Origin of the sequence: Pseudomonas sp. ICMP22404 (assembly GCF_006227205.1) — a bacterium.
GTDB lineage: Bacteria > Pseudomonadota > Gammaproteobacteria > Pseudomonadales > Pseudomonadaceae > Aquipseudomonas.
The window spans coordinates 85,309-103,097 of the sequence record NZ_VCNG01000011.1; the positions used below are offsets into that span (position 1 = coordinate 85,309).

Genomic DNA, 17,789 nt, shown 5'->3' on the forward strand with positions numbered 1-17,789 from the left:
GCCATGAGCGAGTTCGATAACGTCGTCACGCTCACCGTCGGTGGGCTGGACTACGGCGGCTGGAAAAGCGTGGAAATCAGTGCGGACCTGGAGCGGCAGTTCCGCACCTTCAAACTCGACATCACCTGGCAATGGCCGGTGCAGATCCAGGCGGTGCCGATCCGTCCCGGTGATGAATGCCAGGTACGCATCGGTGCCGACCTGGTACTCAGCGGCTACGTGTTCAAGGCTCCGGTCAGCTATGACGGGCGCCAGATCACGCTGAGCATCGAAGGGGGTTCCAGAACCCAGGACCTGGTGGATTGCGCAGCGATCAATCGTCCGAGCCAATGGCGGGGGCAGACGGTGCTGAGCATCGTTCAGGCCCTGGCCTCGCAATATGGCGTAGGGGTGGTCAGTGAAATCCCGGAAACGGCGCGTTTGAGCGAGCACAGCATCGTGCCGGGAGAAACCGTCTTTCAATCCATCGACCGTTTGCTGACGTTGTTCCGGGTGTTTTCCACCGACGACGCCGAAGGCCGCGTGCTGCTGGCCAAGCCCGGCAGCGCAGGGCGGGCCAGTGATGTGCTGGAGCTGGGCAAGAACATTCTTTCGGGCAACGCGCCGATGGACTACAGCCAGGTGTTCTCCGAATACCGGGTCATCGGCCAGCACAAGGGTAGCGACCAGCAGAGTGGGGCGGCAGTCAGCGAGGTGTCGGGCACCGCCACCGACTTGGGTTTCAAACGCAAGCGGGTGACGGTGATCAGCGAAAGCGCCCAACTGACCTCCGAGCTGGCCCAGCAACGAGCGGACTGGGAAAGCGCCATCCGCACCGGTCGCGCCCTGACCACCACCTACCGCGTGCAGGGCTGGCGCCAGGCCAATGGCGACTTGTGGCGCCACAACAGCCTGGTGCGGGTGATCGACCCGGTGCTGGGGTTCGACGGCGACATGCTGATTTCCAAGGTGACCTATTCACTGTCTGCCCAAGGCTCGGTGACCACCTTGCAAGTCGCCCCGCCCCATACCTTCGACGCGAACCCGGCCAAGCCCAAGTCCTGAGCCAGGCAGCGCCCACCTGTGGGAGCGGGCTTGCTCGCGAAGGCGGCGTATCAGTCACCCCAGCGTCCACTGACCCACCGCCATCGCGAGCAGGCTCGCTCCCACCCTGTTCCGGGGATAACCACAAAGTGCCCGCCCACCACAAACCCCCTGTGGGAGCGAGCCTGCTCCCACCCTGCTCCGGGGGCGGCCACAAAATCCCCGTCCAGCACAAACCCCCTGTGGGAGCGAGCCTGCTCGCGATGACGGCGGACCAGCCACCGCCAACCTCAACTGACGTCCAGCCAACCCGCAACCCGATTTCCGAAGGGAACCCAATGAGCCTACTGACCCGCCTCCTGGCGCGCGGCACTGTCGTGCTCGCCAATTCGGCTTCCAAACTGCAGTCGCTGCAGATGCGCCTCACTGCCGGCGAAGTGAACGACGACATGGAGCACTTCGAACCCTACGGCTTCACCAGCAACCCGCTGGCCGGTGCCGAGGGCATCGCCACTTTCCTGGGCGGCGACCGTTCCCATGCCGTGGTACTGGTAGTCGCCGACCGCCGCTTTCGCCTCAAGGCCCTGGCCCCCGGCGAAGTGGCGATCTACACCGACGAGGGCGACAGGATTCACTTCAAGCGCGGCCGTGTTATCGACATTGACACCGCCACCCTGAACATCCGCGCCAGCAGTGCGGTGAACATCGACAGTCCTGTCATCAACCACACCGGCAAGATCATTTCCCAAGGCGACCAGATCGCCGGCGGCATCAGCCAGATCAAGCATGTGCATGTCGGCGTACAGGCCGGCAACGGCCAGACCGGCGCGCCGGCGGGAGGCCAATGATGTTCATCAGCCAGAACCTGCACGCTGCGTTGACCCGCTCGGTACTGATCAGCCTGTTCACCTGGCGCCGCGCCGCTGACGACGATGCCGTCGATGACGAGGAGCGTTTCGGCTGGTGGGGCGACACTTTTCCTACGGTCGCCGATGACCGCATCGGCTCGCGGCTGTGGCTGCTGCGCCGGGTCAAGCTGACCCGCCAGACCCAGCTCGACGCCGAGTTCTACGCCCGCGAAGCCCTGCAATGGCTGATCGATGACGGCCATTGCAGGGCCATCGACATCATCAGCGAACGCCTCGATGCCCAGCGCCTGAACCTGCGCACGGTCCTAACCCTGGCCGACGGCCAGCGCCTGGACATCAATCCCGATAACAGTTGGCAGGTGACCTATGCCGTTTGAAACCCCTTCGCTGCCGGTGCTGATCAAACGCACCCAAAGCGACCTGGCCAGCGATTCGCTGCGCCAGTCCGACGCCCAAGTGTTGGCCCGTACCCTGGGGGGCGCAGCCTATGGCCTGTATGGCTACCTCGATTGGATCGCCGAGCAGATCCTGCCGGACAAGGCCGACGAATCCACCCTGGAGCGCATCGCCGCCCTACGGCTGAACCAGGCGCGCAAAGCGGCCCAGGCGGCCAGCGGCAGCGTCAGCTTCAGCGCGACTGCCGGTGCGGTGCTGGATGTCGACACGCTGCTGCAATCGGCCGATGGCCGCGCCTACAAGGTGACCACCGCCCGCACTACCAGCAACGGCCTTAACACCACCACCATCGCCGCACTGGAGGCCGGCAGCCTGGGCAATGCCGATGCCGGCCTGGTGCTGACAGCCGTGCAACCGATCCTCGGTATCTCCGGCAGCTTCACCGTGCTGGCGCCGGGGCTGACCGGCGGTGTCGCCCGGGAAAGCCTCGAGTCCCTGCGGGCGCGGGTGATCCGCTCTTACCGCATCATCCCCCATGGCGGCTCGGCCCAGGACTATGAAACCTGGGCCCTGGAATGCTCCGGCATCACCCGCGCCTGGTGCCGCGGCAGCTACCTGGGACCCGGTACCGTCGGCCTGTTCGTCATGCGTGACGACGATCCGCAGCCGATTCCCAATGCCGAGCAACTGGAGGAAGTCCGGGCCTACATCGAGCCCCTGCGCCCGGTGACCGCTGAGGTGCATGTGCTGGCGCCGGTGCAGGTCCCGGTGACCTACAGGCTGCGTATCACCCCTGACACCAGCGCCGTACGCGCCGCCATCGAGGCCCAGTTGCGCGACCTGCACAACCGTGAAGCCGGCCTCGGCGAAACCCTGCTGCTGACTCACATCGCCGAAGCCATCAGCAGCGCCACCGGTGAAACCGACCACACGCTTACTGCGCCCGCCGCCGATGTGATTGCGGCGAGCAATCAGTTGCTGACCTTCGGAGGCTGCGTATGGCTGGAATAAGAACCGCCGGGGAATACCAGGCCCAACTGCGCAGCCTGCTGCCCAACGGCCCGGCGTGGGACCCGGAGCGGGTGCCGGAGCTGGAACAGGTGTTGGAAGGCATCGCCCAGGAGCTGGCGCGTGTTGATGCGCGTGCGGGTGATTTGCTCAATGAAATGGATCCGGCGGGGGTGAGTGAACTGGTGCCGGATTGGGAGCGGGTGATGAACCTGCCGGATCCGTGTCTGGGGGCCACGCCGCTGTATGACGACCGGAGGCTGGCGGTGCGTCGGCGGTTGTTGGCGGTCGGTAGCCAGACCTTGGCGTACTACGTGGAAATCGCCAGGAGCCAGGGTTACCCCAACGCCACCGTCACGGAGCACAGGGCGCCTCGTATGGGCCGTGCACGTTTTGGAGACGCGCATTTCGGCACGTGGCAGGCGCAATTCATGTGGACCCTCAATACCGGCGGGCGTCTGCTGCTCGGTCGGCGTTTTGGCGCGAGCTATTGGGGGGAGCGTTTTGGCGTCAATCCGGGGTCGGTTTTGGCGTGCCAGATTCACCGTAATGCACCGGCGCATACGCAGGTGCATATCAATTATGACTAAGGAGTAGATGGATGGATTATCCAAAAAGTGTTCCCAGCATCGGGCTGGTGGATGGCAAGTTTGTCGACGAGGATGTGATCGCGGGTACGCCTGGGTCTTTGATCCCAGCACAGTGGGGTAATGGTGTCACCGAAGAAATTCTAAATGTAATCGAGGCATCGGGCCTTGCGCCTGCGGAAGATAACAATGCGCAATTGGTCGCTGCCATTCGTTTTTTGCAAAGGACCCCGACACTGTTGACCGACACAGGGGGAGCGAATACGTACACTGCTGCAAATGCCCCAGCGTTGGCAGCCTTGCCGGCAAGCGGTTACCTTCAAAAGGTCAAAATTTCCAACGCCAACACTGGCGCCTCGACCTACGCCCCTGATGGGCTCGCCGCAAAGCCTATATACGGCCTTGGGCTTCAGCCTCTTCAAGGTGGAGAACTGCCGGCTGGTGTCGCGGTACTGATGTACTTGGTGCAGGCAGGTGTGAACGGGGGCAATGGTGCCTGGATCATCATTGAATCTCTCGGCGGCGCATCGCAAGTCGCCCCGGCCACCAAATCACAGCATGCCATGCAGTTAGGTCAAGCAACGGGTCGACTGCTCAACGTGCAGATTTTTTCGGCTCCAGGTTCCTCAACCTACGTGCCTTCCGCTGGAACACAGAAAGTTCGGGTTCGGGTGATTGGCGGCGGTGGTGGCGGTGGCGGCACTGCTGCAACCACCGCCTCTACCATGGCGGCAGCGGCGGGCGGCAGCGGCGGCGGATATGCAGAAGGGATTTTTACGTCTGGCTTTTCTGGGCTCACTGTCAGTGTCGGGGCGGCTGGCGTGGCTGGCGCGGCTGGCGGGGGCATAGGCGGTGTGGGCGGGACTTCGTCCTTTGGCGGCTTACTATCAGCTACAGGCGGCGGCGGTGGCTTGGGTTCTCCGGCTTTGTCGGGTGTTCCTGTATCTGTCGGTTCTGACCCGGCAGGTGTGGGATCTGGAGGGACGATCAACGCACAGGGCAGTGGCGGCAGTCCCTCCATTGTTACCAGTATCGCTAACTTTCAGTCCGGGGTTGGCGGCGGCACTTCTTTTGGTGGTGGTGCCAGCCAACGGCGTTCTGGGGACCAAGGGGCAGGGCGCGCGGGCTTTGGCCCTGGCGCGGGAGGTTCAGGCGCAGCCTCCGGCGGCTCGCTTGGCTCGGCCGGTGCTTTGGCTGGTGGAGCAGGTGCCCCAGGTATTGTGATCATTGAGGAGTTCTGCTGATGATGTATGCACGAATCGAAAACGGCAGAGTAATCGAGTTGTTTGAAACGGATGGCGACATTACCGAGATGTTCCATCCATCCCTGATCTGGGTCGGTGTGCCTGAAGGTCTTGGAGTTGCCCAAGGCTGGTCATGTTTGGATGGCGTATTTTCCGCGCCCTTGCCCGTAGTGCCTACGGTAGAGGAGCTGAAAACAGCGGCCATGGCGCGGCGTAACCTGCTACTTGCAGCCGCCAACGACGCGACCGCCGGCATGGCCGACGCTTATATTGCGGGCCTGCTGGATATGACAGATACAGTGAGGTTCAAGGCGTTTGCGACCTATAAACTCGCGTTGAACAAGATTGATCAGCAGTCCGGATTCCCGGCCACCATAAGTTGGCCAGAGCCCCCTGGTTATTGAACCAGCCCTGAATCCAGTAGACCTTTACTGATCCATTCATAAATCCGCCATATCTGGGCGCTGAACATCGTACCAATCCCACAAACGATTCCCGCCGCTGAGCGGGATTTTTTTGCCTGGAGAAAAATTATGACCGTCTCCGAGAAGGACCGCGACATCCTGGCCCGCACGCTGTGGGCTGAAGCTCGTGGCGAACGTCTGGCCGGCCAGCTCGCCGTGGCCTGGACCATCCGCAACCGGGTGGAGGATGGCCGGGCCAAGTCCTGGTGGCGTGAGGGCTATGCCGGTGTCTGCCAGGCGCCGTACCAGTTCAGCTGCTGGAACAAGAACGACCCGAACTATCCGTACCTGAGCGGCGCCAAGGAGATCCCGCCCAAGCAGTTCGAGCAAGCCAAGCGCGCGGCAGACTTGGTGATCTCCGGTGCCGAGCCTGACATGACGAAGGGCGCGACCCACTACTACGCGACGAGTATTCCGGCGCCGGCCTGGGCTGCCAGAGCCACGCAAACCCTGCGCCTGGGCAATCACCTGTTCTTCAAGGATGTGCCGTGAACGCGGTGAACATGAAGGTCTGGGCCGTCGGCGTGTCAGTGGCCGTGCTGCTGGCCTTCGGTGCAGCGTGGAAGGTCCAGGGCTGGCGCTATGAGGCGAAGCTGGCGCAGCTGGCCGGCCTGCACAAGGATGATCTGACCGCCATCAGCAACGCGGCAGCCGCCCAGGTACAGGCGGAGCAGGCCAAGCACCTTGTGCTCGAGCAACGGTTATCGGCCAGCGAACAAACCCACTACAAGGACCTGAGCGATGCTCAATCAAATCAAGCTCGCCTGCGTGATCGCCTTGCCACTTCTGACTTGCGGCTGTCAGTCCTCCTCGAGAATGCAGGCAGTTGCAGCTCAGTGCCTGCCGGTGCCGTCGCCGGCGGCGTGGTTCATGAAGGAGCAAGAGCCCGACTTGACCCGGCGCATGCTCAACGAATTATCGCCATCACCGACGAAGGCGACCGCGGATTGATCGCCTTGCAGGCCTGTCAGGCCTACGTCAAGGCGTTGGGTCAGTAGTCCGCCGAGCCTTGCAAGCGGCGAATGCTCGTGTACGGTAGGCTCCAATTGCGTCGAATCAGGAGAGCATCATGGACGACATCACCGAACTGGCGGCTGAGCTGGGCAGGCGCCTGCAACTGCTCAATGCCCATGTGACCACGGCCGAATCCTGCACCGGTGGCGGGATTGCCGAGGCGATCACCCGGATTCCGGGGAGTTCGGCCTGGTTCGAGGCGGGCTACGTGACCTATTCCAATCGTCAGAAAACCCAGCAACTGAATGTACCGGGCGAGCTGTTCGAAAGGGTCGGGGCGGTCAGTCGTGAGGTGGTCGAGGCCATGGCGTGGGGGGCACAGCAGAAAAGCCTGGCGCGGTTCGCCGTGGCGGTCAGCGGCGTGGCCGGGCCGGACGGTGGTTCGCCGAACAAGCCGGTGGGCACCGTGTGGCTTGCCTGGGGTGTGGGCGACAGGGTCTTCAGCGAGCAGCGATTCTTTCCCGGCAACCGCGACGAGGTCCGCCGACAGACGGTGAGGGCCGCGCTAGAGGGGCTGCTGCAACATGCCGCCGTAGAAATCTCAAATCAGGGGTAGGCGATCCTGAATCCCTGTGGAATAATACTGGCTACTTATACAGGTGTTGGCCGCCAGGCCTTATTGATTACGTGAGGACTTTAATGGACGACAACAAGAAGAAAGCCTTGGCTGCGGCCTTGGGTCAGATCGAACGTCAATTCGGCAAGGGTGCCGTAATGCGTATGGGCGATCAGGACCGTCAGGCTATTCCTTCCATCTCCACTGGCTCCCTGGGCCTGGACATTGCGCTCGGCATCGGCGGCTTGCCAAAAGGTCGTATCGTTGAAATCTACGGCCCTGAATCCTCCGGTAAAACCACACTGACCCTGTCCGTGATCGCCCAGGCCCAGAAAGCCGGTGCGACTTGCGCCTTCGTCGACGCCGAACACGCCCTGGACCCTGAGTACGCCGGCAAGCTGGGCGTCAACGTCGACGACCTGCTGGTGTCACAGCCGGACACCGGCGAGCAGGCCCTGGAAATCACCGACATGCTGGTGCGTTCCAACGCGGTTGACGTGATCATCGTCGACTCCGTGGCGGCATTGGTACCCAAGGCAGAAATCGAAGGTGAAATGGGCGACATGCACGTGGGCCTCCAGGCTCGCCTGATGTCCCAGGCCCTGCGCAAGATCACCGGTAACATCAAGAACGCCAACTGCCTGGTGATCTTCATCAACCAGATCCGCATGAAGATCGGCGTGATGTTCGGCAGCCCGGAAACTACCACCGGTGGTAACGCGCTGAAGTTCTACGCCTCGGTTCGCCTGGACATCCGCCGTACCGGCGCGGTGAAGGAAGGCGACGAGGTGGTCGGCAGCGAAACCCGCGTCAAGGTCGTGAAGAACAAGGTGGCTTCGCCGTTCCGTCAGGCCGAGTTCCAGATTCTTTACGGCAAGGGCATCTACCTCAATGGCGAGATGATCGACCTGGGTGTGTTGCACGGTTTCGTCGAGAAGTCCGGCGCCTGGTATGCCTATAACGGTACCAAGATCGGTCAGGGCAAGGCCAACTCGGCCAAGTTCCTGGCGGATAACCCGGAGGTTGCCGCAGCGCTCGAGAAGCAACTGCGTGACAAGCTGCTGAGCCCGGTTGCCGACGTCAAGGCAGTGGCCAGTCGCGAAACCGCTGACGACCTGGCCGACGCTGATATCTGATCGATTCGATGACCGCCGTACTCGATACCCTCGTCGCGGTGCGGCGAACCGCGATGGACCTGCTCGCCAGACGCGAGCACGGTCGAGTCGAGCTGACGCGAAAACTGCGTCAGCGCGGCGCTCCCGATGACTTGATCGAAACGGCCCTCGACCGCTTGACGGAAGAGGGCCTGTTATCGGAAAGCCGATATCTCGAAAGTTTTGTCTCTTATCGCGCCCGCTCCGGCTACGGTCCGTTGCGAATTCGTGAGGAATTGGGCCAGCGCGGTTTGCAACGTCCGGATATTGAACAGGCCTTGCGTGAAAGTGGTATCGATTGGCAGGACCAGTTAATGGATACCTGGCGTCGGAAGTTCTCCGGGCATTTGCCCATCGATGCGCGAGAACGGGCCAAGCAGGGACGTTTCCTGGCGTATAGAGGCTATTCCATGGACATGATCAACCGCTTGTTCAGCGGTCGTGGTCTGGATGATTGAACAGAAACGGCCCGCTATTTTGATAGCGGGCCGTTTTTTTATGGGTTCAGGTGACCTTGATGGGCTCCCATGTCAGCGGATGTGCCTTGGAGGAGGGCGTCGCCCAGTTTTCCGGCAGGTTGATATAGTCCACCAGTTCTCTTAATCGTCCCTGGTTGCGGGCGTTGAAATTGAACGCCAGTCGCGTCAAATGGCTGAACGAGGCCTCGTCCTGTTCTTCGCCACTGCAGCCTTGCTGATAAAAACAGTCGTTCAGGCACAGGTCGGCGAACTCGATCTGTAGTTGGGCCATGGCCTGTTCGTTGAGCTTATGGTTCATGCGGATCACGAACTGGTGCTTGAGCCAGCGGCTGGAGTGGAAGTTGCGGTAGAACTGGTTGATTTCTTCCACTGCGTCTTCAGCGCTGTGCACCAGCCGCATCAGTTTCATGTCGGTGGGTAGGATGTAGCGGTTTTCTTCCAGTTGCTCGCGGATGAAATCCAGGGCGCTCTGCCAGAACCTGCCCCCTGGTGCGTCCAGCAGCACTACCGGCACCAGGGGGCTTTTACCCGTCTGCACCAGCGTCAGGACCTCCAGGGCTTCATCCAGGGTCCCGAAGCCGCCCGGACAGAGCACCAGGGCGTCTGCCTCTTTGACGAAGAACAGTTTGCGCGTGAAGAAAAAGTGGAACGGCAGCAGGTTCGGCGTGCCCTCGACCGTTGGGTTGGCATGCTGTTCGAAAGGCAGGGTGATGTTGAATCCAAGGCTGTATTCCCGACCCGCGCCTTCATGGGCGGCGGCCATGATGCCACCCCCGGCACCGGTGATGACCATCATGTCCGAACGGGCCAGCGCGGCCCCCAGCTCACGAGCCAAGCCATACAGTGGGTGTTCGACGGGCGTTCGGGCCGAGCCGAAGACGGTGACCTTGCGTCGGCCCTTGAACTGTTCGAGCGTGCGAAACGCATGTTCCAGCTCTCGCAGTGCCTGCAGGGTGATCTTGGCATTCCAGCGGTTGTGGTCTTCCTGGGCCATGCGTAGCACGGTCAGGATCATGTCGCGGTAGATGGGAAGGTTCGGGCTGTCGGGCGATACCAGGTTGAGTTGCTCTTCGACCTTGCGGGTGAGGTCGTGGCCATGGTTCTCAAAATGACGACTGAGCTGGTCATTCGGTTTATAAGGCATTCAGCTACTCCTTCTTCCTTCTGAATCCTAGACCCTCGCGTTGATCTTCGCTGCCTTGATCATGGCCCTCGAAAGTGACAGTTGGCAACCAGCAGTGGTCGGGCACGCCGCTCGTCAGATTACCGACCGGGTACGGGCCGCTCTGATTTACTGATAACAGGCGTGCCAGGCAATTCGATGCCCACGGCTGGGCCACGCGATGGATTGAGGTAGATCGGGCAAGGAGGCGGGAAAGATGACCAGGGTAACTCTGGAACTCGATAGGCAGTTGTATCTGGCGCTGTTGGAAGCGGCTCAGGCCAATCGGGTCAGTCTCGAGGAAGAATGTTGCCGCCGTCTGGAAGGCAGGGCGTGGCGTTCGCGCTATTTACAGGCGCTGGTAGCGGAGCTGCGCGCCGACGATGAGCAACGGCGCGACAGTGGCCTGTGTGGCTAATTCATGAGTCGAATCAATCGGACAGGCCGCTGGCGTGGGTTGCTGGCATGGTTTGATTACTTCTTGGTCTTGGCCGGTTTCGGGCAATCCGATTCCTTGAAGCGTTCGGTGGCGACCGGGCGATTGGTCTTAACCTCGGTGAACTCGTAGCGCATGGTTGCACCCTTGGCCATCAATTTGCGGAAACCCGGGTTGGTGCAGACTCTGGCGCCCAACTGGAAATACACAGCCTTGGGGTCAGCGCGCATTTGCTGGGCATGGCTGCTTTGCACACTGAGGTGGTTGATCAACTCGGTGCCTTCGACGGTATAGCCTTGATCGAGAATGTCTTCGTTGATTGCTCGCGGGGTGCCGACGCTGCTTTCCGCGGCGACGTTCTGCAGCATTTTGTTCAGTTCGAGTTCTTTCAGCGAGGCAGCCTGGGCGCTGAAGGACGTAGCCAGCAGAACGGCAACGGTAGGGACGATAAGGCGCAGCATGAAACTCTCCTGGTTCAGTGACGGCTATTTCGACCGGTCACATGACTGTGCGTTCAGTGGCGGCGAATTATAGGGGAGGCCGGGTGGACGGTACAGGTTTACGCGCTCTGGTAGACTGGCGGCTTCTATTGCCTTGCCGAGTGTTGTTCGTGTCGAGTTCTTTTGTCCATCGGCGTTGCCCACGATGAATCATGCCCCTAACGCGGTCGCCCGCTTGCGCGACCAGCGCATCGATGAAGGCATCAAGCCGCTACAGGCCCGTGGCTGGCGCGCTCCCCGATGCAGCGCCTGCCGGGTGATCGAGAGCCACTGCCTGTGCGCCTGGCGTCCAAGCGTCGAAACCCGTTCCGGGGTCTGCCTGATCATGACCAACAAGGAAGTGTTCAAACCGAGCAACACCGGCTGGCTGATCGCCGATGTGGTGCGTGACAACCATGCCTTCATCTGGTCGCGCACCGAAGTTGACAAGCAACTGCTGGCGCTGCTCGACGACCCGCAATGGCAACCCTACCTGGTATTTCCCGGCGAATACGTCGAGCCATCGCGCGTCACCCAGACGGTGGACCTCGATCGTTCCAGGCGCCCACTGTTTATTCTGCTGGATGCCACCTGGACGGAGGCGCGCAAGATCTTCCGCAAGAGTCCGTATTTCGACCGCTTGCCGATCCTCAGCCTGCAACCCGACAAGCTGTCGCGCTACCGTTTGCGCCGTTCGACCCGCAGCGAGCATTTGTGCACCGCCGAAGTGGCGGCGCTGTGTCTCGAATTGGCGGGGGACAACGATGCCGCATCGGCCCTGGACGCTTATTTCGATGTGTTCAGCCAGCATTACCTGGGCGCCAAACGGCAGCAGGAGATGGATGTATCGACTCCGGCTCACGCCGAGCTGCGGCCCTTCATTCACGTATCCCAAGCGGTATTGGCCCCATAGTGGCTCATACTCAGGGCCGTGATGGCTGTGCTGCTTGACCACCCCGGCTGCGCTGGGCATGCTTGGCGCCGACCAGGTGCAGCCGAAGTTCGAAACGCTGCGCGGTGTCTTGAGTTGTTTTGGCGGGGCGCGATTGCATCGGGTCCCCCATAAAAACAGGATCATTTGAAAAATGGCCACATACGAAATCCTGATCGCCGATGACCATCCGCTCTTTCGCAGCGCGTTGCATCAGGCGGTGACCCTGGGCCTTGGCCCGGCTGTCCGGCTGACGGAGGTGGCCAGTATTGCGGAGTTGGAGACTCGGCTGACCGAAAAGGCCGACTGGGATCTGGTCCTGCTGGACCTGAACATGCCTGGCGCGTACGGTTTTTCCGGGCTGGTGCTGTTGCGGGGGCAGTATCCGCAGATACCGGTGGTGATGGTATCCGCCCAGGAAGAGGCCTCGGTGATGGTCAAGGCCCGGGAGTTCGGCGCCAGTGGGTTCATACCCAAGTCGAGTTCTCTGGAGATGATTCAGCAGGCCGTGAGGAAAGTCCTGGACGGCGACGCCGCCTGGCCACCCCAGGCGTTCGAAGCGGTGAGCGTGTCCGAGGAGGCCAAGGCCGCCAGCGAGGGCCTGGCCAGTCTCACGCCGCAGCAGTTCCGAGTGCTGACCATGGTCTGTGAAGGTTTGTTGAACAAGCAGATCGCCTATGAATTGAACGTGTCGGAGGCCACTATCAAGGCCCACGTGACGGCGATCTTTCGTAAACTGAATGTGCGCACCCGGACCCAGGCGGCCCTGTTGCTGCAACAACTTGAGTCAATTTCACCGCAGTCATAGCGTTTTTATTCACGCTTTTTTGACTAGGGTTGAATTAGCTTTCCCACTTCTTTCAATCAGTTGCCCATCCTATGTCACCTTTTAAAGGCCAAACCGGCCTGAAACGCATCCTGAATGCTTCTGGCTACTCCCTGGACGGCCTGCGCGCCGCCTTCACTGGTGAAGCGGCATTCCGTCAACTGGTGCTGCTCAATGTCATCCTCATTCCGCTGTCGTTCTTCCTGAATGTCAGCCGTGTCGAACAGGCGCTGCTGATTGCGGTCTGCCTGCTGGCCTTGATCGTGGAGTTGCTGAACTCGGCAGTGGAAGCGGCCATCGATCGCATTTCCCTGGAACTGCACCCCTTGTCGAAAAACGCCAAGGACATGGGCAGTGCCGCTCAGCTTGTCGCCTTGACCATGATTGCCCTGGTGTGGGGTCTGGTGCTCCTTTAATCAGGCAATGGCCGGCAGCACGATTTCGTCGCTGCGCTGCGCCCCGGCGGTGAATGCCCGACACAGTTCGAGGAATTCGCGCATCGCCGAGGTCTGGTATTTCTGTTTGTGCCAGATGAAATAGAATTGCCGCGCCAGGTCCATGTCCGGCGTTTCCACTGGCACCAGGCTGCCGCGCCGGAATGCGTCGCGCAACGCCAGGCGTGAGATGCAGCCAATCCCCAAACCGGATTCCACGGCGCGCTTGATGGCTTCGGTGTGTTCCAGCTCCAGGCGGATGTTCAGCGCGCTGCGGTGGTGGCGCATGGCTTGATCGAACGTCAGTCGGGTGCCGGAGCCCTGTTCCCGCAGAATCCATGCTTCGTGGGTCAACTCCTCCATGGTTGCCTGGCCGCGCTTGGCCAGCGGGTGCTGAGGTGCGCAGAACACCACCAGCTCGTCCTCGACCCAGCTCTGTACTTCGATGTCCGGGTGGCTGCAATCGCCCTCGATTAGACCCAGATCAATTTCATAGTGGGCGACCTGGTGCACGATATTGGCAGTGTTCTGCACATGCAGCTTCACTTGGCTTTCCGGATGGCGCTGCATGAAGCCGCCGATCAGCAGGGTCGCCAGGTAATTGCCGATGGTCAGGGTCGCGCCGACCGCCAGTGAGCCGAAGCCGGACTTGCCGTTGAGCAGGTCTTCAATCTCCTTGGCCTGGTCCAGCAGCGCCACCGCCTGGGGCAACAGCTGTTTACCCAAGGCATTGAGGCTCAGGCGCTTGCCGGCGCGGTCGAACAACTGGCAGCTGGATTGCCGTTCCAGTTCGGTAATGGAAGTGCTGGCGGCCGATTGCGACAGATTGAGCTGGCCCGCGGCACGGGAAACGCTCTCTTGCTGGGCGACGGCGACAAAGACCTGGAGTTGACGTAGAGTAAATCGCATATCGATATAACCGATAACCCTTATCTTAATAATTCAGTTAACAGATATTGTCGCCGCCATTAGAATGCGATGCAAATGCGCATATAACGACGCAGGCATCATTCCCAGGAGTCCCACGTACATGAGCAACATGAACCACGAGCGTGTCCTCAGTGTTCATCACTGGAACGACACTCTGTTCAGCTTCAAGTGCACCCGCGATCCGGGCCTGCGCTTCGAGAACGGTCAGTTCGTGATGATCGGCCTGCAACAGCCCAACGGCCGCCCGCTTATGCGTGCTTACTCGATCGCCAGCCCGAACTGGGAAGAGCATCTCGAGTTCTTCAGCATCAAGGTGCCTGATGGCCCGCTGACTTCCCAGCTGCAGCATCTGAAGGAAGGCGACGAGATCATCATCAGCAAGAAACCCACCGGCACCCTGGTGCTGGATGACCTCAAGCCTGGCAAGCACCTGTACCTGCTCAGCACCGGCACCGGCCTGGCGCCGTTCATGAGCGTCATCCAGGATCCGGAAACCTACGAGCGTTTCGAAAAAGTGATCCTGTGCCACGGCGTGCGTTACGTCAATGAAGTCGCCTACCGCGAATTCATCACCGAGCACCTGCCGCAGAACGAATTCTTCGGCGAAGCGCTGCGGGAAAAGTTGATCTACTACCCAACCGTAACCCGTGAGCCGTTCGAGAACGAAGGCCGTCTGACCGACCTGATGCGCAGCGGCAAGCTGTTCCGCGACATCGGCCTGCCGCCGATCAATCCGCAGGACGACCGCGCCATGCTGTGTGGCAGCCCGAGCATGCTGGATGAAACCAGCGAAGTGCTCAACAGCTTCGGCCTGACCGTTTCCCCGCGTATGCGCGAGCCGGGTGACTACCTGATCGAGCGGGCGTTTGTAGAGAAGTAACCTGATTTGGTGGCTGACAGGCCGTCATCGCGAGCAGGCTCGCTCCCACAGGGTTCTGTGTTGATTCATATCTCAAGAACAACCCTGGACCCTCTGTGGGAGCGAGCCTGCTCGCGATGAAAGCGACTCGGTACAACTGAAAGCACCAAAAAAGCCCGCGTTGCCTGATGAAGGCAACGCGGGCTTTTTCGTTTCTGGCGGTCACGGCCGGACGGGAACGACCTCCAGCACCCGGATCAACCCCGGTTGCGGGTAGTGCCAACGGACATCCAGGTCCCAGAACTGCGCACCATATTCCCGCTCTGCTGCAGGAGCCTGGTACGCCGGGCGTGGATCCTGAGCCAGGCATTGTTCGATCAACTCCACCAGGGGCTCCTCCAGGCGCATGGCGTGGTCTCGCGCCTGAAGCAGCGCTGAGTCTGTCCACTGCACCGGAATCAACCCAGGCGCCGCGCTGGCGATGTGGTTGGTCGCCGAGCCGACGATGTCGGCGTAGGGCACGTAGGGCTTGATGTCCAGCACCGGCGTGCCGTCCAGCAGGTCGATGCCCGAGAGCCACAGCCGGCCGGCTTCGACCCGTTCCAGCTTGACCACCGACTGGCCGATGCCATTGGGGCGATGGGTGGCGCGGGTGGCAAACACCCCCATGGACTTGTTACCGCCCAGGCGCGGCGGGCGCACCTTCAAGCGCGGCTTGTCTTCCAGGGCCTGGTGGAACAGGAACAACAGCCAGACGTGACTGACTTGTTCCAGGCCCTGCACCGCATCGCCCTGGTCGAACGGCGCCACCAGCTCCAGCACGCCTCGTGCGGCCGGGGCCAGTTGGGGTTGGCGGGGGATGGCGAACTTCTCCTTGAAGCAGGAGCGGACGAAGCCGATGGGGGACACCGTGTAGGTCATGGGTCGGAGTCAGCCGCGAACGCGCAGCGTCAGCCCCTTGAGGAAGTTACGCAGCAACTGGTCGCCACACGGACGGTAGTTGGTGTGGCCGAACTTGCGAAACAGGGCACTCAGTTCCGGTTTGGACACCGGGAACTCGGCGGCCTTGAGGATCGCGTGCAGATCGTCTTCTTTCAGCTCGAAGGCTACCCTCAGCTTCTTGAGGATGATGTTGTTGGTCACCGGTACTTCGATGGGCTGTGGCGGGCGACTTTCGTCCTTGCCACGCTTGAAGATCACCAGGCCATCGAGAAAGTGCGCCATGACCTCGTCAGGGCAGAACACGAAGCCTTCTTCTTCATCTTTCTTGAGATAACCCGCCAGGTCCGCAAGGGACACGTCCAGGCCGCCCAGTTTGATGATCTCGATGACTTTCTTGTCGCTGATGTCGAGCATGTAGCGCACGCTGCGCAGTACGTCGTTGTGAATCATGTTCAATCCTGATCGATCGGCAATGGGCGCCCCAGACGGCTGCGGCGCCGAAAAAATTAGAATTTCTCTTTGGCAGACAGGTAGCGCCACTGGCCCGGCTGTACCTTGCCGATGGATACGCCGCCGATGCGGATGCGCCGAATGGCGACCACCTTGAGGCCGACGGCCTGGCAGAGCAGGGCGAGGATGCCCGGTTGCGGGTTCTTCATGGCGAAGCGCAGGCGGTTCTCGTTCTGCCAACTGGCCTTGACCGCCGGCAATTCCTTGCCTTTGTAGGTCAGACCATGGTTCAGGCGATTCAGGCCATGGGCGACCATCTCGCCTTCGACTTCCACCACATATTCCTGCTCGATCTTGGCGGCGTCGGCGGTGAGCTTGCGCAGGATCTTCCAGTCCTGGGTGAACACCAGCAGGCCGCTGGCGTTGGCCTGCAGGTCGGCGCTGGCGGTCAGGCGCAGGAAATGCCCTTTGAGCGGGCGTTTGCCGAAGCGGTGTTCTTCGCTCAGCGTCTCCGGTTTGAGGGTGGCCATTGCCGTGTCGGTATCCATGCCGGCCGGGACGTTCATCAGGATCGTCACCGGTTCCGGCGCGGTGGCCTTGGCCTCGGGGTCAAGCTCGACGCGTTGGGCGTCGACCTTGAATTGCGGCTCGTCGACGACTTCACCGTCCACGGTGACCCAGCCACCTTCAATGAACAGCTCAGCCTCCCGACGGGAACAGCCGACAAGTTCGATGAGGCGTTTGGAGAGGCGAATCGGGTCAGTCATGACAGGGCCGTAACAAAAAGAGGGGGGACATTGTACCTGCCTGGCGCCGGTTAATCGCGTGTCCATTTGTCTCGTCTACCCGCGCTGGGCCTTCAGGTCTGGCTGCCTGTAGCGCATGTGCAGCAATGGGTAGGGCTGGTTCATGCCGTCCCGTGCCGAACGGCCGACCACTTCGAAGCCTTGCTTGAGATAGAAGCCCAGGGCTTGTGGGTTCTGTTCGTTGACGTCCAGTTGATCGGCATTCAAGTGGTCCATGGCATAGCGCAGTAATTGCTTGCCCAAACCTTGGCCGCGGTGTTGCGGGTCGATGAACAGCATCTCGACCTTGCCGGCCGCGACACCGGCGAAACCGGTGATACGTTGGCGGCCATCCCGGGTGCAGATCAACATCACGGCATCCAGGTAACGGGTGAGCACCAGGTTTTTCAGCAGCTCGATGTAGCTGTCCGGCAGAAAGTCATGGGTAGCCCGTACCGACGCCTCCCAGACTTGGGTCAGTTCCTGATAATCGCTGGGTTTCGGTGTGTGGATGACCGAATGCTGGCGCATGCCCGCCTGTTCCTTGTGCTGGATGTCCTGGGTTTACCCATACGATAGCCGTAAAAAAGCCCCGCATCTTGTTGCAAGAGCGGGGCTTATCAATTTTTGCCTGAATATGAGAACCCTGTGGGAGCCGAGCTTGCTCGCGATAGCGTCGGATCAGCTGGTCTCTCATTCGGCTGACACACCGCTATCGCGAGCAAGCTTGACTCCCACAGGTTCCTCATCGGCTCCCACGG

At 61.1% G+C, this 17,789-nt stretch carries 24 protein-coding genes; 17 read left to right on the plus strand and 7 right to left on the minus strand.

The window, feature by feature from the left end; all coding sequences use genetic code 11:
• The first annotated feature begins 3 nt into the window (after positions 1-3).
• The 12 genes from FGE05_RS19300 (at position 4) to recX (ending at position 8,773) form a co-directional block, all read left to right on the plus strand.
• Positions 4-1,044, plus strand: a complete 1,041-nt coding sequence (locus tag FGE05_RS19300) for a phage baseplate assembly protein (protein WP_139647430.1) — start codon at positions 4-6, stop codon at positions 1,042-1,044.
• A gap of 317 nt (positions 1,045-1,361) precedes the next feature.
• Positions 1,362-1,871 (plus strand): phage baseplate assembly protein V, encoded by a 510-nt coding sequence (locus FGE05_RS19305; RefSeq protein ID WP_139647432.1) that lies wholly within the window; start codon positions 1,362-1,364, stop codon positions 1,869-1,871.
• Positions 1,871-2,269, plus strand: a complete 399-nt coding sequence (locus FGE05_RS19310; RefSeq protein WP_139647434.1) for a phage GP46 family protein — start codon at positions 1,871-1,873, stop codon at positions 2,267-2,269. Before FGE05_RS19305 ends, FGE05_RS19310 begins: the two co-directional genes overlap by 1 nt.
• Positions 2,259-3,299 (plus strand): baseplate J/gp47 family protein, encoded by a 1,041-nt coding sequence (locus FGE05_RS19315; RefSeq protein WP_139647436.1) that lies wholly within the window; start codon positions 2,259-2,261, stop codon positions 3,297-3,299. Before FGE05_RS19310 ends, FGE05_RS19315 begins: the two co-directional genes overlap by 11 nt.
• Positions 3,287-3,886 (plus strand): YmfQ family protein, encoded by a 600-nt coding sequence (locus FGE05_RS19320; RefSeq protein ID WP_139647438.1) that lies wholly within the window; start codon positions 3,287-3,289, stop codon positions 3,884-3,886. Before FGE05_RS19315 ends, FGE05_RS19320 begins: the two co-directional genes overlap by 13 nt.
• 11 nt (positions 3,887-3,897) lie before the next feature.
• Entirely contained in the window at positions 3,898-5,127 is a 1,230-nt protein-coding gene (locus FGE05_RS19325; protein WP_139647440.1) for a hypothetical protein, read from the plus strand.
• Entirely contained in the window at positions 5,127-5,531 is a 405-nt protein-coding gene (locus FGE05_RS19330; protein ID WP_139647442.1) for a phage tail assembly chaperone, read from the plus strand. The genes FGE05_RS19325 and FGE05_RS19330 overlap by 1 nt, the downstream gene beginning before the upstream one ends.
• A 129-nt stretch (positions 5,532-5,660) precedes the next feature.
• Entirely contained in the window at positions 5,661-6,083 is a 423-nt protein-coding gene (locus FGE05_RS19335; RefSeq protein ID WP_139647443.1) for a cell wall hydrolase, read from the plus strand.
• 11 nt (positions 6,084-6,094) lie between these two features.
• Positions 6,095-6,589, plus strand: coding sequence for a lysis system i-spanin subunit Rz (locus FGE05_RS19340; RefSeq protein ID WP_139647681.1), 495 nt, complete (start codon positions 6,095-6,097; stop codon positions 6,587-6,589).
• 71 nt (positions 6,590-6,660) lie between these two features.
• Complete coding sequence (locus tag FGE05_RS19345) at positions 6,661-7,161, plus strand: CinA family protein (RefSeq protein ID WP_139647444.1); 501 nt, start codon at positions 6,661-6,663, stop codon at positions 7,159-7,161.
• 83 nt (positions 7,162-7,244) lie between these two features.
• The gene (recA, locus tag FGE05_RS19350) at positions 7,245-8,297 is read left to right on the plus strand and encodes a recombinase RecA (protein ID WP_042730773.1); all 1,053 of its coding nucleotides are present in this window, start codon (positions 7,245-7,247) and stop codon (positions 8,295-8,297) included.
• An 8-nt stretch (positions 8,298-8,305) separates the two neighbouring features.
• A complete protein-coding gene (gene recX / locus FGE05_RS19355; RefSeq protein WP_139647445.1) occupies positions 8,306-8,773 on the plus strand; it encodes a recombination regulator RecX in 468 nt (155 codons plus the stop codon).
• Positions 8,774-8,819: 46 nt separating this feature from the next.
• Here recX and FGE05_RS19360 read toward each other — a convergent pair whose 3' ends face one another.
• Positions 8,820-9,938 (minus strand): TIGR00730 family Rossman fold protein, encoded by a 1,119-nt coding sequence (locus FGE05_RS19360; RefSeq protein ID WP_139647446.1) that lies wholly within the window; start codon positions 9,936-9,938, stop codon positions 8,820-8,822.
• 235 nt (positions 9,939-10,173) lie between these two features.
• Between FGE05_RS19360 and FGE05_RS19365 the strand changes: the two genes are divergently transcribed.
• A complete protein-coding gene (locus tag FGE05_RS19365) occupies positions 10,174-10,374 on the plus strand; it encodes a hypothetical protein (RefSeq protein WP_024780146.1) in 201 nt (66 codons plus the stop codon).
• Between the two features lie 56 nt (positions 10,375-10,430).
• Here the strand turns inward: FGE05_RS19365 and FGE05_RS19370 are convergent, their stop codons facing one another.
• Entirely contained in the window at positions 10,431-10,853 is a 423-nt protein-coding gene (locus FGE05_RS19370) for a quorum-sensing-regulated virulence factor family protein (RefSeq protein WP_139647447.1), read from the minus strand.
• Positions 10,854-11,037: 184 nt separating this feature from the next.
• Between FGE05_RS19370 and FGE05_RS19375 the strand changes: the two genes are divergently transcribed.
• From FGE05_RS19375 to FGE05_RS19385, 3 genes are all read left to right on the plus strand, one after another.
• On the plus strand, positions 11,038-11,784 hold the full coding sequence (locus FGE05_RS19375; protein ID WP_139647448.1) for a tRNA-uridine aminocarboxypropyltransferase: 747 nt from the start codon (positions 11,038-11,040) through the stop codon (positions 11,782-11,784).
• 172 nt (positions 11,785-11,956) lie between these two features.
• Positions 11,957-12,610, plus strand: a complete 654-nt coding sequence (erdR, locus tag FGE05_RS19380; protein WP_055128116.1) for a response regulator transcription factor ErdR — start codon at positions 11,957-11,959, stop codon at positions 12,608-12,610.
• A gap of 71 nt (positions 12,611-12,681) precedes the next feature.
• Entirely contained in the window at positions 12,682-13,044 is a 363-nt protein-coding gene (locus FGE05_RS19385) for a diacylglycerol kinase (protein ID WP_041023590.1), read from the plus strand.
• On the opposite strand, the gene FGE05_RS19390 is transcribed toward FGE05_RS19385, so the two are convergent.
• Positions 13,045-13,971, minus strand: a complete 927-nt coding sequence (locus tag FGE05_RS19390) for a LysR family transcriptional regulator (RefSeq protein WP_024780141.1) — start codon at positions 13,969-13,971, stop codon at positions 13,045-13,047. It lies immediately after the preceding gene.
• Positions 13,972-14,092: 121 nt separating this feature from the next.
• On the opposite strand from FGE05_RS19390, the gene fpr reads away from it, so the two are divergent.
• Complete coding sequence (gene fpr, locus FGE05_RS19395) at positions 14,093-14,872, plus strand: ferredoxin-NADP reductase (RefSeq protein ID WP_003198368.1); 780 nt, start codon at positions 14,093-14,095, stop codon at positions 14,870-14,872.
• 201 nt (positions 14,873-15,073) lie between these two features.
• On the opposite strand, the gene tsaA is transcribed toward fpr, so the two are convergent.
• The 4 genes from tsaA to FGE05_RS19415 form a co-directional block, all read right to left on the minus strand.
• Entirely contained in the window at positions 15,074-15,772 is a 699-nt protein-coding gene (gene tsaA, locus FGE05_RS19400) for a tRNA (N6-threonylcarbamoyladenosine(37)-N6)-methyltransferase TrmO (RefSeq protein WP_139647449.1), read from the minus strand.
• 9 nt (positions 15,773-15,781) lie between these two features.
• The gene (locus tag FGE05_RS19405) at positions 15,782-16,243 is read right to left on the minus strand and encodes a DUF1456 family protein (RefSeq protein ID WP_139647450.1); all 462 of its coding nucleotides are present in this window, start codon (positions 16,241-16,243) and stop codon (positions 15,782-15,784) included.
• A gap of 56 nt (positions 16,244-16,299) precedes the next feature.
• Complete coding sequence (locus FGE05_RS19410; protein WP_139647451.1) at positions 16,300-17,010, minus strand: rRNA pseudouridine synthase; 711 nt, start codon at positions 17,008-17,010, stop codon at positions 16,300-16,302.
• Positions 17,011-17,085: 75 nt separating this feature from the next.
• Positions 17,086-17,559, minus strand: a complete 474-nt coding sequence (locus FGE05_RS19415) for a GNAT family N-acetyltransferase (RefSeq protein WP_139647452.1) — start codon at positions 17,557-17,559, stop codon at positions 17,086-17,088.
• Positions 17,560-17,789: the final 230 nt, after the last annotated feature.